The following is a 15463-nucleotide window of genomic DNA, read 5'->3' as shown; positions in this document are numbered from 1 at the left end:
CGCAATGGAAATTCAGTTAAATCAATCTTTGAATTTTTCGGGCGGACGCGCTGCTATTAGTCGACTAATGAAAGCCTATGGCGTAACTAAAAGAAAAGAACTGGGCGTGCGTCTTGATGTTCCCGTGGGTACATTTAGCACTTGGTGCAAGCGTGATTTTTTTCCGGCTGATTTAATTATCCGTTGCGCTATCGAAACCGGTGCACGATTAAATTATTTAGTGTGTGGACAAGAACCAATTTGGGACAAAAGTTCAGATTTAAAATATTTTAATGCGATACGGGTGGAAAACGGGCAAGCGTTCATTATTGATAATAAGCCCCTTTTCCTACCGTATTTACCGAATTTAGATAGCCGTGAAAGCTATGACAAAGTATTTTGCGTTGTGGAAGACAACAAAACGTATTTTGCCACAAGCGATTATGGCAACTTGGTTGATGGCGATTATTTCGTCATTGTGGAAAACTCTCACCTTATCCGTTACATCACCGTGTTGCCGGCAGGGAAAATCCGTGTTGACGGCGGCAAATTCAGTTTTGAATGTGAGCTTTCGGATATTGATGTGGTGGGGAAGGTGATTTTGAAGATGGAGAAATTGTAATGAAAAAATTGATCTCAAGCGTTTTAGTTGCAAGTGCATTTTTTATGGTTGCAAATATGGCAGATGCACGTGGGCGTGAACCTTGTTCCGGTAAGAAAGGGGGCGTTTCTCATTGTTCCGGTGGTAAGTTTATTTGTAATGATGGTTCTGTTTCTCGTTCTAAGAAAGTTTGTAGAAGATAGTAAATTGTGATTAAGCAAAAACTTTTAGATATTGAATTAAAAATCAATAACTTCTTTAGTGTTTCAATGATATTGGCTAAATATGCTTTTGGTCTTTATTTTCTACTTGTTTTTCTATTTTATATTGTTATTTCTTCATTTGTTGAAATGGAAGGGACAATAATTGGTAACTGGATATTAGGTATTAATATTTTTGTTACTATTTTGTTGACGGTTGTTTTTAGAAAACCAATTCTTAATTTTGAAAAAGATTTTAGAAAGAAAAAAGAGTTACAAAATCAAAATAAGAGGTTACAAGAAATAGAAGCAGAGAATAAGCCTGTTTCAAAAGGAGATTTAGTTAAATTTGAATATGAAACATCAACAGGTAGTAAATTTTATTCTGTAAAGTTAATTGATATTGAGTTTGATGCTAATGCGGAATGGGGTACTTTTGGGGTTTTGATCGCTGAAACATCAAAAGATAAAACAAGAAAATTTTTTGATTATTCCCTTATGAGTGAAATTATTTATAAGGGGAAAAAATACGATAGCTTTGAAGAATTACATGACGCTTTAAACCGATAGGAGCAAATATTATGACTTACACTTACAAAATGGTTCAAATTCCACCGAATATTGAGGTGAATAAGAAAGACAAACATAATGCAGCAGCACACTATTTACAAGATATTGTGAATCAATATGCTGAAAATGGTTGGGAATTTTTGCGTGTTGATGAAATTGGCGTACAAGAGAAGCCGGGGTGTTTAGGGGCTTTATTTGGGCAGAAATCTTTCCCCGTCAATTATTATGTCATTACGTTTAGAAAACCTGTTTAATGGTTTGGCTTAGTATTCAATTCATTTTATGTTATCAACGGCTTGCACCACAAAAAATTCGTGGTGCTTGTCGCTTTGAACCCAGTTGTTCAAACTACGCTATTTTAGCCTTACAAAAATACGGTTTTTTGAAAGGGTGGAAGATGGCATTAAACCGTTTACGCCGTTGTAAATATCCTAATGGTGGGGAAGATTATCCATAAATGACAATTTATAAAAGAATGATAGTGTTAGATATATTGAAAAAATTTCTTAATGATGAATCAATTTTAGATTCACTTCGGTGGTTTTTTGCCCCATTCTTAATTTCATTTTCCATAGCGATAGTTGCTTTTGCATTTTCATTTAGTACTTTTCAAGGAATAAAAGCTACTGACTGGATTATGGCACTATGTACAATTGGTGTATTGATTGGTACTTGGAAAGCCGCTAACTATGCTAAAAAGGCGGCACATCAGGCACAAATACAGAATAATAATGCAATCATAAGTAAAATTGATGATTTATATGGCGAGTTAGGAAGAGATTTGAGGTATATAAGAAATTGTTTAATAAACACATGTTACCTGTGCGAAGAAATATTAAATAAAAGATTAGATTTTAACCTAGATAACGTTGAAAGGATAAATAAATACATTAATGAAGTTTTAGATACTGATAGAATAAATAATATATTTAGACATAGTCTTTTTGTAAGTAATGTAATTGGTTTTAGTGATCTTAATAGGATTAATGATTTTATTTTTTCTATCCGTGAGAGTACTAATTGTTTTCCATATATTGATGAATCAACACTAGAGAAATTAAAAAATAGTAGTGATAACTATTGGGCTTTAATAAATGAGCTATTGCAACAAATAGAGAAAAAATATCAAGAATTATTAAATGGCAGTTCGTAAAGACACAAAAAACGGAAAATGGCTTGCGGAAGTTTATGTAAACGGTAAGCGTTCACGTAAGTGGTTTTTAACCAAAGGGGATGCGCTCTGTTTTTATAATCAAGCCAAAGCAGAAACAGAAAGTGCGGTTGATTCTGTGCAAGTTTTGGCAGCTGATGATTTGCCGGCATTAAGTTTTTATGTGCAAGAATGGTTTGATGTTCACGGTAAAACCCTTTCGGACGGTGAAGCTCGGCTTGCAAAACTGAAAAATCTTTGTACGCATTTGGGCGATCCGCCTGCCAATGAATTTAACGCAGAGGTGTTTGCCGACTATCGAAAACGTCGCCTTGATGGGGAATTTTCCGCCAATAAAAATCGACCACCGAAAGAGGCAACGATAAACCGTGAACACGCTTATTTGCGTGCGGTGTTTAATGAGCTGAAATCATTGCGTAAATGGAAAGGTGAAAACCCGCTTGAGGGTGTTCGGCTGTTTAAAGAACGTGACACTGAACTGGCGTTTTTATATGAGCGGGATATTTATCGCTTGCTTATTGAATGCGACAATTCACGCAACCCTGATTTGGGCTTGATTGTGCGTGTTTGTTTGGCAACCGGCGCACGTTGGAGTGAGGCGGAAACGCTGACCCAATCACAAGTTATGCCATATAAAATCACCTTCACGAACACAAAATCAAAGAAAAACCGCACTGTGCCGATTAGCCAAGAATTGTTTGAAATGTTGCCGAAAAAGCGTGGGCGGTTGTTTAAAGATGCGTATGAATCTTTTGAAAATGCGGTAATTCGTGCCGAAATTGAATTGCCGAAAGGACAGCTAACCCACGTTTTACGCCATACTTTCGCCAGTCACTTTATGATGAACGGTGGGAATATTTTGGTGTTGAAAGAAATTCTAGGGCATTCGACTATTGAAATGACAATGCGTTATGCACATTTCGCCCCTTCACATTTGGAAAGTGCGGTCAAATTCAATCCGCTTTCTAACCCTGCACAGTAGGGGATTGAAAGTCCCTCGCCTTTCGAGGCGTGCCAGTTCAAGTCTGGCTTCGGGCACCATTTTATAAAATTCCGTTTTTATAAAAAACTCCTTTAAAATCCTATACTTGGGTCGTTAGCTCAGTCGGTAGAGCAGCGGACTTTTAATCCGTTGGTCGAAGGTTCGAATCCTTCACGACCCACCACTTAGACCAAACTGGCGGTAGAGTGGCGGTAAGATTTCGTAAGCATTCCAAATCTTCTTTCTAAACAGTTTTTCTAGTGGCGGTTATCGACGCACTTCCAACATGCGATTCAGTTATTAAAGTCCGGTAGTTCTTAGTATTTATTTCAAAATATCTGTTTTGAACTTAGTTTATTCGGTCAATAGATGTATGCTGAATACGTAATCGTCTGAAATTCAAATATTTCATTTCTTTCTATCGCCGTCCGATTATCAATAAATAATCTTTATTTTTAAAATAAGAAAATTCTTGACCGTAAATTAAGGCTATTATGATAGAATGCCCGCAATTTTAGGTCAGATAATGAAACTTATGTTCGAGAATATCCGAGTTGTTCTTGTGGAAACTTCACACAGCGGGAATATTGGTTCTGCTGCGCGTGCGATGAAGACTATGGGGTTTTCCCAACTCTATTTAGTTTCACCAAAATTGATAGACGAGCAATCTATCGCACTTTCTGCCGGCGCAGAAGATATTGTGAGAGCCGCGCACATCGTTTCTAGTTTTGATGAAGCAATCGCCGATTGTTCATTAGTGATTGGTACGAGTGCACGTTTGCGTCATCTGCAAAATACTTTGATTGAACCACGAGAATGCAGCGAAAAAGTCGCTGCTCATAACGGAAATGTTGCAATTGTTTTCGGACGCGAACGTGTAGGGTTACATAATGACGAATTGCTCAAATGTCATTATCACCTTACGATTCCGGCAAACCCTGATTATTCATCATTAAATTTGGCGATGGCAGTCCAGTTAATTTGTTATGAATTAAGAATGGAATTATTAACGAAAGAAAATAATGTAATACCGTTTTCTTTGATTGGTGAAATTAATAATACCGACCATCATTATGCGACATCACAAGAAATGGAATATTTTTTCGCACATACGGATCGGGTTTATAAATCTCTTGGATTCATTAAAAATCAAGGCGTTATGCAGAAATTAAGACGTTTATATTTGCGTTCGAATGTTGAAAAAAACGAACTGAATATTTTACGCGGAATGCTAAGTTCGGTTGAAAAACAACTTAATTTGCCCAATATGGATAGTTGACTATTTTAGTCTGATATGTAAACATTGGCGCAACTTTTTTAAGGAAACTTTATGAAACTTACCTCAAAAGGGCGTTATGCAGTAACCGCGATTTTAGATATCGCATTAAATGCGATTAATGGGCCGGTGAGTCTTGCAGATATTTCTGAGCGCCAAAATATTTCACTATCTTATTTAGAACAACTTTTTGCTAAATTACGCCGATGTGGTTTAGTAACAAGTGTTCGTGGTCCGGGTGGCGGTTATAAACTCGGTTTATCTTGTGATCAGATTTCTATCGGAATGGTTATTTCGGCAGTAAATGAAAATATTCACGTTACTAAGTGTTTAGGGCGTGGTAATTGCCAGAATGGCACGGAGTGCTTAACTCATGCGCTTTGGGAAGAATTAAGCAACCGTATTGAAAGTTTTTTAAATGAGATTACGTTAGCAGAGTTGGTTAATAAACGTAATATCAGGCTTGAATCTCATAGTGATTTTGAAAATTTATTGAATCAATAAAGGAAAGTAGCTGTACGAATAACAAAAGTGCGGTTAAATTTTTAATGGTTTATTAGGAGTGAAAATGAAATTACCTATTTATTTGGATTATGCGGCAACTTGCCCGGTGGACGAACGTGTTGCGAAAAAAATGATGGAATTTTTAACCATTGACGGCACCTTCGGTAATCCGGCATCCCGTTCCCATAAATTCGGTTGGCAAGCAGAGGAAGCCGTGGATATTGCACGTAATCAAATTGCCGATTTAATTGGTGCGGATTCTCGAGAAATTGTGTTCACATCAGGTGCAACGGAATCCGATAACTTGGCGATTAAAGGCGCAGCGCATTTTTATCAAACTAAAGGTAAGCATATCATCACTTGTAAAACCGAACATAAAGCGGTACTTGATACTTGTCGTCAGTTAGAACGAGAAGGTTTTGAAGTAACTTATTTAGAACCGGAGTCCGACGGTTTAATCGATTTAGAAAAATTCAAAGCGGCACTTCGTCCGGATACTATCGTGGCATCGATTATGCACGCTAATAATGAAATCGGCGTGGTACAAGACATTAAAGCCATCGGTGAACTTTGTCGTGCAAATAAAACGATTTTTCACGTTGATGCAACACAGGCGGTGGGCAAAGTAGCCATTAATTTAGCGGAATTACCGGTAGATTTACTTTCTATGTCCAGCCATAAACTTTATGGGCCAAAAGGTATAGGTGCGTTATATGTTCGCCGTAAACCGCGCGTGCGTTTGGAAGCGATCATCCATGGCGGTGGCCATGAGCGTGGTATGCGTTCCGGCACATTGCCTGTGCATCAAATTGTAGGAATGGGTGAAGCGTACCGCATTGCAAAAGAAGAAATGGCAACCGAAATGCCACGTTTAAAGGCACTTCGTGATCGTTTATACAACGGCTTAAAAGACATTGAAGAAACCTATGTTAACGGTTCGATGGAACATCGTTTAGATAACAATCTCAACATCAGCTTTAACTATGTAGAAGGTGAATCCTTGATGATGGCACTGCGTGATATCGCCGTTTCTTCAGGTTCGGCTTGTACATCAGCAAGTCTTGAACCTTCTTATGTATTGCGTGCTTTAGGCTTAAATGATGAATTGGCACACAGTTCGATTCGTTTCACCCTCGGTCGTTATACTACTGAAGAAGAAATTGATTACACCATCAACTTAATGAAAGGTGCGGTAGAAAAATTACGTGCGTTGTCTCCGTTATGGGATATGTTTAAAGAAGGTGTAGATCTCAGCACCATTGAATGGTCTGCGCACTAGGAATTTCATTGCTGCCGATTTGCCGAGTATTATCGGCAGCATTTTTCAATCATTTAAGTAAGGAAAGTTAAAATGGCTTATAGTGAAAAAGTAATTGATCATTATGAAAATCCGCGCAATGTCGGAGCGTTGGATAAAAAAGATAGTTCTGTCGGTACCGGAATGGTGGGTGCGCCGGCCTGTGGTGACGTAATGCAGTTACAAATCAAAGTAAACGATAGCGGCATTATCGAAGATGCGAAGTTCAAGACTTACGGTTGCGGATCCGCTATCGCTTCAAGTTCGTTGATTACCGAATGGGTAAAAGGTAAATCCTTAGAAGAAGCGGGAGCAATCAAAAATAGCCAAATTGCCGAAGAATTAGAATTACCGCCGGTAAAAGTGCATTGCTCCATTTTAGCGGAAGATGCAATCAAAGCGGCAATTGCGGATTACAAAGCGAAACAAGGCGAATAATACAATAAAAAGTGCGGTAAAAATGACCGCACTTTTACTGATCGTAGGGGAAGTATGAGCATTACATTAACAGAAAAAGCCGCACAGCGTGTAAAAGCTTTTTTGGATAATCGCGGTAAAGGTATTGGCTTACGTCTGGGGGTGAAAACTTCAGGCTGTTCGGGCTTAGCATACGTCTTGGAATTTGTTGATGTGCTGAATGATGAGGATCAAGTGTTTGAACAACATGGTGTAAAGATCATCGTCGATCCCAAAAGCTTGGTTTATCTTAATGGCATTGAGTTGGATTATGTAAAAGAAGGGTTAAATGAAGGCTTTAAATATAATAATCCGAACGTTAAAGAATCTTGCGGTTGCGGTGAAAGTTTTCACGTTTAAGGTGACATATCATGTTCAATCCTTTTGAAATTTTTGATTTACCCGTTGATTTTCAACTCGATATGCAAGCCTTAAATGCACGTTATCTGGAACTGCAAAAGACGTTGCACCCTGATAATTTTGCCTCTGCAAGTGCGGTAGAACAACGTATTGCAATGCAGAAATCGACTGAAGTGAATGATGCCTTAAAAACGTTAAAAGATCCGATTTTGCGTGCTGAAGCGATAATTGCGCTGAATACCGGAAATCAGCAAGATCTTGAGCAAAAAAGCACGCAAGATGTGGCGTTTTTAATGCAACAGTTACAATGGCGGGAACAATTAGAAGAATTTGAAATGCAAAAAAATGAGCGGGCGTTAGCTGCTTTTGCAAAAGAAATCAAATTAGAAACGCAGAAATTATTAACCGCACTTTCTGAAAATCTCCAAATGCAACAATGGCAATTGGCGGCGCAAATATGTGATAAATTACGCTTTATACGTAAACTAACAGAAGAAATCGAACGCATAGAAGAGCGTTTTTTTGAGCTTTAAAGTGCGGTTAAAATTTCCCGTATTTTTTAACGATATAGTCTATAAATTATGCAAACTCTCGAACAACTAACCGATTCTGAACGTTCCGCATGGCCAACACTTTCCCAATGGATTGAGTTGGCGCGGAATGATTGTCTGGTCATCAAAAAAGATCAATCCAGTGCCGGGCGTGAGCTTTTCACTATGCAAATGCCGACTTCATCGCCAATGGGGGCGGTGATTTATGAAACCGGTGGCATTTTGATTCATTATGGATGGTTGCGAATTTTAGGTTCCGGTAGTTTTAAATTGCCTCGCGGCTTAATGGATTGGAATTTTAGTAAGTCTTTCACTGAATCAGGCGAAAAACCAAAATATTTATTGGTTGCAGACGATGTCATCGGTGGCTATTTTGCATTAAATGGCGGTTCATTAGGTGAACATCTTGGAAAAATTTACTATTTTTCACCGAAAGATTTAAGTTGGCATAACTTAAATTTCACCTATACGGAATTTTTGTCTTGGGTATTAAACGGTGATCTTGAGGCTTTCTATCAAGGACTATTTTGGCAAGGTTGGCAAGAGGATGTGAAACAATTAGATGGTAATCAGATTTTTGTGTTTATGCCTGATTTAGCGGAAGATAAAAATACGCTAATTGACCAACGACAAAAACGTGAAGTGAATATCGAAACCCATTATAAAGCCGCCTTTGCAGAGAAAGAAAAATTTGAGATGGCGTATTCTGTCGCATAATTAATGAAGAAATAGAAAAGAAATATTATGGCATTATTACAAATTGCAGAACCGGGGCAAACTGCTGCACCGCATCAACATCGTTTGGCGGTCGGGATCGATTTAGGGACAACAAATTCTTTGGTAGCGGCAGTGCGCAGCGGTCAAGCGACAATCTTAAATGATGAGCGGGAGCGAAGCCTTACGCCTTCAGTCGTGTATTACGGTAAAACGGCGAACGGCGAAAATGAAAAACAGGTTGGGGTAGATGCCTTCAAGCATGCTTCTTCCGATCCTCAGAATACGATTATTTCGGTAAAACGTTTAATCGGTCGTAGTCTTGCCGATGTACGAACCCGTTATCCATCGCTCCCTTATGAATTTAAAGCAAGTGAAAACGGCTTACCCTTAATAGTGACGGCTCAGGGGCAAAAAAGCCCAATAGAAGTCTCTGCCGATATTCTTGCGCGTTTAAATCATATTGCCGAGCAGCGTTTAGGGGGGGAACTTTCCGGTGTGGTGATCACCGTACCGGCGTATTTCGATGATGCACAGCGTCAAAGCACCAAAGACGCCGCACGTTTAGCCGGTTTAAATGTATTACGCTTATTGAATGAACCCACGGCAGCCGCTGTCGCTTATGGTTTAGATAGCGGACAAGAAGGGGTAATTGCCGTATATGATTTAGGTGGCGGCACGTTTGATATTTCTATTTTGCGTCTATCCAAAGGCGTATTTGAAGTTTTGGCAACTGCCGGTGATACCGCATTAGGCGGTGATGATTTCGATCATTTAATTGCGGGTTGGGTGTCGCAGCAAACTCAATGTCAAGCACAAAATGCGAATCAACAGCGTGAGCTTCTAACCCTTGCAAATCAAGCTAAAATTGCTCTGAGTAATGCGCAAAGTGCGGTCATTTCTTGGCTGGATTTTTCAGTTGAGATTACGCGTGACCAATTTAATGAATTAATTTACGGGCTTGTTAAACGCTCATTACTGACTTGTCGCCGTGCTTTAAAAGATGCCAATGTGGAAGCTGATGAAGTGCAGGAAGTCGTAATGGTCGGCGGTTCAACACGTGTACCTTATGTTCGTGAACAGGTAGGCGAGTTTTTTGGTAAAACACCATTGACTTCTATTGACCCGGATAAAGTGGTTGCGCTTGGGGCGGCGATTCAGGCGGATATTTTGGTGGGCAATAAAACGGAAGCAGATATGTTATTGCTTGATGTCGTGCCACTGTCTTTAGGCATTGAAACGATGGGCGGATTAGTGGAAAAAATTATTCCGCGTAATACCACAATTCCCGTTGCCCGAGCGCAAGAATTCACCACTTTCAAAGACGGGCAAACCGCGATGACCGTTCATGTAGTGCAAGGTGAACGGGAGCTTGTTGAGGACTGTCGTTCTTTAGGTCGTTTTACTTTACGTGGCATTCCGCCGATGGCAGCCGGCGCGGCACATATCCGTGTGACTTATCAAGTGGATGCTGACGGCTTGCTAAGTGTTACGGCAATGGAAAAATCGACCAAAGTGCAGGCTTCTATTCAAATTAAACCTTCTTACGGTTTGACGGATGAAGAAGTGACGGCAATGATTAAATCTTCTTTTGATAATGCTCAAGAAGATTTACAAGCGCGTGAACTCGCAGAACAGCGTGTAGAAGCCGAAAGAGTGATTGAAAGTGTTATTGCCGCCTTGCAAGCCGATGGTGCGGAATTGCTTAGCACGGAAGAATTTCATCAGATCGAGGCCATATTAAAGCAGCTCATTGATGTAAAACAAGGTGCGGATCGTGATGCGATTGCACAAGGGATTAAAGCATTGGACGTGGCGACACAGGAATTTGCGGCACGCAGAATGAATGCGTCAATTAATAAAGCCCTTAGCGGTAAGAATGTCGCAGAAATTGAGAAACCGTAAAGTGCGGTCACAAAATCGTTAGATTTTGAACGTTGGCTTTGCCAACAGTGTCGTTAGACATAGCAATCGTTTAAAACGATTGCGTATAAATTTTAAATTATTTTGAGGAAAGTATTATGCCAAAAGTTATTTTTTTACCGAATGATGAATTTTGTCCGGAAGGTATGGTGGTGGATGCCGCCGCCGGCGATAACCTACTTGAAGTGGCACACAATGCCGGAGTAGAAATTCATCACGCTTGTGACGGCTCTTGCGCCTGTACGACTTGCCACGTCATTATCCGCGAAGGTTTTGACTCCTTAAATGAAACCAGTGATCAAGAAGAAGATATGCTGGATAAGGCTTGGGGCTTAGAAATGGACAGTCGCCTTTCTTGTCAATGTGTTGTCGGAGATGAAGATCTGGTCGTGGAAATTCCAAAATATAATCTTAATCATGCAAATGAGGCGGCACATTAATGAAGTGGACTGATGCCCAACTAATCGCAGAAGAATTATACGATCGTAATCCGGAACTTGATCCGAAAACGGTTCGTTTTACGGATTTACATCAATGGATTTGCGAATTAGACGATTTTGATGATGATCCGCAGAAATCTAATGAAGCAATTCTTGAAGCCATTTTGCTAAAATGGTTGGAAGAATATGAAGATTAGTGTTTAAAATTATTGAAATAAAACCGCCTTGAATTTTCTAGGCGGTTTTGTTGTAGAAAGTGCGGTCAATTTTTCGATTATTTTAATTTCGCTAATGGCGTAATTACACCCTCTTTCACCTCAAACAATCCCGATGTTTTCACTTGCATTTCTTTTAGTTGTCTTTGGGTAATGGCTGTTACAAACACTTGTGAATTACTTTGCTGTAAGCGTTCTGCAAGCAGGGCGCGTTTGAATTGATCCAACTCGGAAGCGAAATCATCAATTAAGAAAATGCAGGAACGCTGTTTTTCTTTCATTAAATGCTCCCCTTGAGCAAGGCGTAAGGCGCACATTAGCAATTTTAATTGACCGCGTGAAAGCACATCTTCTACCGGTAATCCATTGGCTTTAAAACGAAAATCGGCCTTTTGAGGACCGGAAAAGGTATAACCTAAGGATTTATCACGCTCAAAATTTTGGAGAAGCAAATCGCCATATTCGGTATTTTTATCCCAACCTTGATGAAAATTTACGTTAATTTCTAACTCCGGTAAAAATAATCGACAGGTTTGTTCTATTTCAGGGCGTAATGCTTCGGCATATTCGGCTCGCCAATCACTGACTTGATGTGCGAGTTTTGCCAATTCAATATCCCACACTTTTATCGCTTCATAAGGTTGAAACTGATTCAGGGCTGCATTTCGTTGTTTTAACAAACGATTGAGGTTGCCCCAAGCGGAATGGAAGTGGAGATGATGGTGAAATAGTCCCCAATCTAGAAAAGCTCGGCGATAACTTGGGCCGCCGTTTAATAGCGTTAAACCTTCCGGAGTGATAAGTTGCATAGGGAGCAAGTGAGCAAGATCAGCGATTTTATTGCCGTCTTCACCATTGATTTTTACGAGGGTATTTCCTTGTCGTGGCTTCTGTAATCCGACTGACCATTGGTGTTGCCCTTCTTGTATTTGTCCGAAAAGCGTAAAGTGAGGTTCATCATAAGAAATAATACGATTTGTGACCGCACTTTTAAAAGAACGTCCGTGACCTAAATAAAAAATCGCTTCAAGTAAGCTGGTTTTTCCGCTACCGTTGTTTCCCACCAAAAAGTTAAAGCCGTGATCCAATTCCAGATCCACGGCATTTAGATTTCTAAATTTTTCAACAGATAAGCGGGTAATGGCCATCTTACAGACGCATTGGCATTATGACATATTCGCTGCTGCTATCTTCACAATTTTCAATTAAGCAGCTTGATGAGGCATCCGTTAAGCGAATACGTACTAGTTGGCATTTTAGTGCGTTTAATACATCCAAAATATAAGTGACGTTGAAACCCACTTCTAATTCCTCACCGGAGTAGGCGACATCGACAATCTCTTCCGCAACTTCGTGTTCCGGGTTAGAGGCGGTTATTTTGAGTTGGTTTTCACTTAAATTTAAGCGAACGCTACGTACCCGTTCATTAGAAAGAATTGAAGCACGAACAAAAGCTTGCTTTAAAGATTCCCAATTACCTTCCACGATTTTTGTCGCATTACGTGGTAGCACGCGGCGATAATCAGGGAAGCGACCATCGATGAGCTTTGATGTAAAAACAATGTGATTAAGGTGAATACGGAGGTTATTTGTGCCAATTTGCAAACGTGCAGGTTCGTCACTACTTTCCAACAGGCGGTTTAGCTCTAAGACCCCTTTACGTGGCAAGATGACGGCGTGATTTTGTAATTCTTGCTCTAACGGGATCGTGCAAACGGCAAGGCGATGCCCATCGGTCGCCACGGTGCGAAGTAAGTTGCCTTCCGTTTCAAATTTCATACCGTTTAAGAAATAACGTGCATCTTGGTTAGCCATAGAAAATTGGGTGGCTTCTATCAAACGGCGTAATGTATTTTGCGGTAAGGCAAAATCCACTTCCGATTGCCAATCGGTTAAATTAGGATATTCCTCTGCGGGTAGGGTTGTGAGGTTAAATTTGCTTCTTCCGGATTGTATAATTGCCCTATCTTCTTCAAAGGTAACGGTAATTTCAAATTCGTCCGATAAAGTGCGGCAAATATCAAGGAATTTTTTTGCCGGAATAGTGAAAGTACCATTATCGGAGGACGAAGAAAGCTGTGTTTGACTGGAAAGTTCTACTTCTAAATCCGTACCGGTGATCGTTAATCGATTATCTTCAATATGGAGTAATACGTTGTTTAACACAGGAATATTCGGGCGGCCGCTTAATACGCCACAAACTTGCTGTAAAGGTTTTAATAGATTTTCTCTTGAAATACTAAATTGCATGATAGCTCCTTATGCAGATAAGGTTCGAATTAAATTCGCCCAATCTTCTTGAATACTGTTATCTTTTTCACGGAATTTGGGAACTTCACGGCAAGCGTTGAGAACGGTGGTGTGATCCCGATCAAATGCCCGTCCGATTTCCGGCAAACTGCGGTTTGTCAGTTCTTTGGCGAGTGCCATTGCGATTTGGCGTGGACGTGTAACAGAACGTTGGCGACTTTTGGATTTTAAATCCGATACTTTGATTCGATAGTATTCCGCCACGGTTTTTTGAATGTTGTCAATGGTAACCAAACGTTCTTGCAAAGCGAGAATGTCTTTTAAGGTTTCACGCACAAAATCAATATTGATTTCACCGCCTCTAAAGTCTTGCATTGCTTTTACACGATTGAGCGCACCTTCAAGTTCACGTACATTGGTGCGTAAGCGCTGTGCAATGAAAAATGCCACTTCTTCCGGTAAATACATTTGATGTTCTTCGGCTTTTTTCAACAAAATAGCAACACGTGTTTCTAAATCAGGCGGCTCAATGGCAGTGGTTAAGCCCCAACCGAAACGTGATTTTAGACGTTCTTCAATTTTTTCAATTTCTTTGGGATAGCGATCAGAGGTTAAAATAATTTGTCGACCGGTTTCAAATAAGTTATTGAAAATATGGAAAAACTCTTCTTGGGTTTTTTCTTTTTCAGCAAAGAATTGAATGTCGTCCACAAGTAATGCATCTAAGGAACGGTAGAACTTTTTAAATTGTTCCATATTGTTATCGCGCATCGCCTTTACCATATGCTGCATAAAATTGTTCGCGTGAATATAAAGAACGCGCGCATTGGGTTTATTCGCTAAAATACCATTACCGATGGCATGCAATAAGTGAGTTTTACCTAATCCTGTTCCTCCATACAGAAAGAACGGGTTTGCGGCGGCTTCACCCGGTGCTTGTGCCAGTTTCTGCCCTACGGCACGCGCAAGTTGGTTTGATTTACCTTCGACAAAGTTTTCAAATAAATGCTTGGTGTTGAGATGGGATTCAAATTTCACCGCTTTTTCAATTTTAGGCTCAAAACTGACCGCACTTTCCGATAACTGAGGCATTGTTGGGGAAATCGGTGCCGATTTAGGCGTAGGTTTCACCCCTTCTTTTAAGATAATCTGTAAATTGGGGTTTTGCGCAAGCGCTTGGCAAATTTGATGAATTTGCGCTAAATAATGGGTTTCAACCCATCCTTTTACAAACATATTGGACGCATAAAGGATAATTTGATCGTTAGAGATAATATCTGCCTGTAAAGGGCGTAGCCAAGTACTTAAATCGGTGGCGGAAACTTGATCTTGTAATTGAGAAAGGCAATCTTGCCAAAGATTGGAAAGGCTCACGATAAATTATCCTTAGTTATTTTTGCTTGTAATATGCTTCTATCCGTTATCTGAAGCATGTCAAAGTGCGGTACAAAATTGGGTACAATTTTACAATAAATACGAAAGAAAATCTAAAAAAATAGGGTTGACAGGGGATTATTTGAACTCCGTAATCACAGATATAAGAAGCTTTTTTTGTTTTTTAGATAAGCCTTTTATGAGGTTCGATAGTATTTCATCGACATCGTATTCTTGTTCTTCGAGTCCATATCTTAACCATTCGGGGCTAATGTTTAACCAATTTGCTAAGGTTTGTAATTTATCTTTAGAGGGAATAGCCAATCCATTCAGCCATTTATGAACGGCTTGCTGTGTAACCGGTTCATTGGGGTGCTGAAGATTAAATTTTATTGCTATTTGGCTTGTTTTATAGCCTTTTGGATAAGCCGAATTTAGTGCAAGTCTCAAACGTTCACTAAATTGTTCGCGTTCTGTTTTGATTTCCATGCTTGAAATTATGATTCAATCAAAAAAATCATTGAAAACTATTTTGGTTTATTTTAAACTGAATTGGTTTAAATTTGATTTAAACAATATCTTTTCTTATTTCATTAGTAA

At 39.6% G+C, this 15463-nt stretch carries 21 protein-coding genes and 1 tRNA gene; 18 read left to right on the top strand and 4 right to left on the bottom strand.

Going from position 1 to position 15463, the window contains the following annotated elements; translation table 11 throughout:
- Positions 1–4 precede the first annotated feature (4 nt).
- From IHV77_RS02685 to iscX, 18 genes are all read left to right on the top strand, one after another.
- The gene (locus tag IHV77_RS02685) at positions 5–601 is read left to right on the top strand and encodes a phage repressor protein CI (protein WP_194812618.1); all 597 of its coding nucleotides are present in this window, start codon (positions 5–7) and stop codon (positions 599–601) included.
- Complete coding sequence (locus tag IHV77_RS02680) at positions 601–783, top strand: YdcA family protein (RefSeq protein WP_194812617.1); 183 nt, start codon at positions 601–603, stop codon at positions 781–783. Before IHV77_RS02685 ends, IHV77_RS02680 begins: the two co-directional genes overlap by 1 nt.
- 6 nt (positions 784–789) lie before the next feature.
- Complete coding sequence (locus tag IHV77_RS02675) at positions 790–1350, top strand: hypothetical protein (protein WP_194812616.1); 561 nt, start codon at positions 790–792, stop codon at positions 1348–1350.
- 11 nt (positions 1351–1361) lie between these two features.
- Positions 1362–1604, top strand: a complete 243-nt coding sequence (locus IHV77_RS02670) for a DUF4177 domain-containing protein (protein ID WP_194812615.1) — start codon at positions 1362–1364, stop codon at positions 1602–1604.
- Positions 1604–1807, top strand: coding sequence for a membrane protein insertion efficiency factor YidD (gene yidD, locus IHV77_RS02665; RefSeq protein ID WP_194812614.1), 204 nt, complete (start codon positions 1604–1606; stop codon positions 1805–1807). The genes IHV77_RS02670 and yidD overlap by 1 nt, the downstream gene beginning before the upstream one ends.
- Entirely contained in the window at positions 1808–2503 is a 696-nt protein-coding gene (locus IHV77_RS02660; RefSeq protein WP_194812613.1) for a hypothetical protein, read from the top strand.
- Entirely contained in the window at positions 2490–3503 is a 1014-nt protein-coding gene (locus IHV77_RS02655; RefSeq protein WP_194812612.1) for a site-specific integrase, read from the top strand. The genes IHV77_RS02660 and IHV77_RS02655 overlap by 14 nt, the downstream gene beginning before the upstream one ends.
- Before the next feature lie 108 nt (positions 3504–3611).
- Positions 3612–3687, top strand: a tRNA-Lys gene (locus IHV77_RS02650).
- A 351-nt stretch (positions 3688–4038) separates the two neighbouring features.
- Positions 4039–4782, top strand: coding sequence for a tRNA (cytosine(32)/uridine(32)-2'-O)-methyltransferase TrmJ (gene trmJ / locus IHV77_RS02645; RefSeq protein ID WP_194813205.1), 744 nt, complete (start codon positions 4039–4041; stop codon positions 4780–4782).
- Between the two features lie 51 nt (positions 4783–4833).
- The gene (iscR, locus tag IHV77_RS02640; RefSeq protein ID WP_194812611.1) at positions 4834–5283 is read left to right on the top strand and encodes a Fe-S cluster assembly transcriptional regulator IscR; all 450 of its coding nucleotides are present in this window, start codon (positions 4834–4836) and stop codon (positions 5281–5283) included.
- 64 nt (positions 5284–5347) lie between these two features.
- Positions 5348–6562 carry an IscS subfamily cysteine desulfurase gene (locus tag IHV77_RS02635; protein ID WP_194812610.1) on the top strand — a complete coding sequence of 405 codons (1215 nt, stop codon included), beginning with the start codon at positions 5348–5350 and terminating at the stop codon, positions 6560–6562.
- Between the two features lie 72 nt (positions 6563–6634).
- Complete coding sequence (gene iscU, locus IHV77_RS02630) at positions 6635–7018, top strand: Fe-S cluster assembly scaffold IscU (protein WP_194812609.1); 384 nt, start codon at positions 6635–6637, stop codon at positions 7016–7018.
- 54 nt (positions 7019–7072) lie between these two features.
- Positions 7073–7396, top strand: coding sequence for an iron-sulfur cluster assembly protein IscA (iscA, locus tag IHV77_RS02625; protein WP_194812608.1), 324 nt, complete (start codon positions 7073–7075; stop codon positions 7394–7396).
- An 11-nt stretch (positions 7397–7407) separates the two neighbouring features.
- Positions 7408–7929: a Fe-S protein assembly co-chaperone HscB gene (gene hscB / locus IHV77_RS02620; RefSeq protein ID WP_194812607.1), complete on the top strand. Its 522-nt coding sequence runs from the start codon at positions 7408–7410 to the stop codon at positions 7927–7929.
- A 48-nt stretch (positions 7930–7977) separates the two neighbouring features.
- Complete coding sequence (locus IHV77_RS02615) at positions 7978–8664, top strand: DUF2625 domain-containing protein (RefSeq protein ID WP_194812606.1); 687 nt, start codon at positions 7978–7980, stop codon at positions 8662–8664.
- A 27-nt stretch (positions 8665–8691) separates the two neighbouring features.
- On the top strand, positions 8692–10566 hold the full coding sequence (gene hscA, locus IHV77_RS02610) for a Fe-S protein assembly chaperone HscA (protein WP_194812605.1): 1875 nt from the start codon (positions 8692–8694) through the stop codon (positions 10564–10566).
- 116 nt (positions 10567–10682) lie between these two features.
- Positions 10683–11024, top strand: coding sequence for an ISC system 2Fe-2S type ferredoxin (gene fdx / locus IHV77_RS02605; RefSeq protein ID WP_194812604.1), 342 nt, complete (start codon positions 10683–10685; stop codon positions 11022–11024).
- Positions 11024–11221, top strand: a complete 198-nt coding sequence (gene iscX / locus IHV77_RS02600) for a Fe-S cluster assembly protein IscX (protein ID WP_194812603.1) — start codon at positions 11024–11026, stop codon at positions 11219–11221. The genes fdx and iscX overlap by 1 nt, the downstream gene beginning before the upstream one ends.
- Positions 11222–11298: 77 nt before the next feature.
- On the opposite strand, the gene recF is transcribed toward iscX, so the two are convergent.
- From recF to IHV77_RS02580, 4 genes are all read right to left on the bottom strand, one after another.
- Positions 11299–12387: a DNA replication/repair protein RecF gene (recF, locus tag IHV77_RS02595; protein ID WP_194812602.1), complete on the bottom strand. Its 1089-nt coding sequence runs from the start codon at positions 12385–12387 to the stop codon at positions 11299–11301.
- 1 nt (position 12388) lies between these two features.
- On the bottom strand, positions 12389–13489 hold the full coding sequence (gene dnaN, locus IHV77_RS02590) for a DNA polymerase III subunit beta (RefSeq protein ID WP_194812601.1): 1101 nt from the start codon (positions 13487–13489) through the stop codon (positions 12389–12391).
- Positions 13490–13498: 9 nt separating this feature from the next.
- The gene (gene dnaA, locus IHV77_RS02585) at positions 13499–14863 is read right to left on the bottom strand and encodes a chromosomal replication initiator protein DnaA (protein ID WP_194812600.1); all 1365 of its coding nucleotides are present in this window, start codon (positions 14861–14863) and stop codon (positions 13499–13501) included.
- Positions 14864–15001: 138 nt separating this feature from the next.
- Positions 15002–15352, bottom strand: a complete 351-nt coding sequence (locus IHV77_RS02580; protein ID WP_194812599.1) for a helix-turn-helix domain-containing protein — start codon at positions 15350–15352, stop codon at positions 15002–15004.
- Between the last annotated feature and the right edge of the window lie 111 nt (positions 15353–15463).

It is taken from the genome of Rodentibacter haemolyticus (assembly GCF_015356115.1).
Classification (GTDB): domain Bacteria; phylum Pseudomonadota; class Gammaproteobacteria; order Enterobacterales; family Pasteurellaceae; genus Rodentibacter; species Rodentibacter haemolyticus.
The sequence above is the reverse complement of the archived record's forward strand: the minus strand, read 5'-3'. Positions and strand labels throughout refer to the sequence as shown.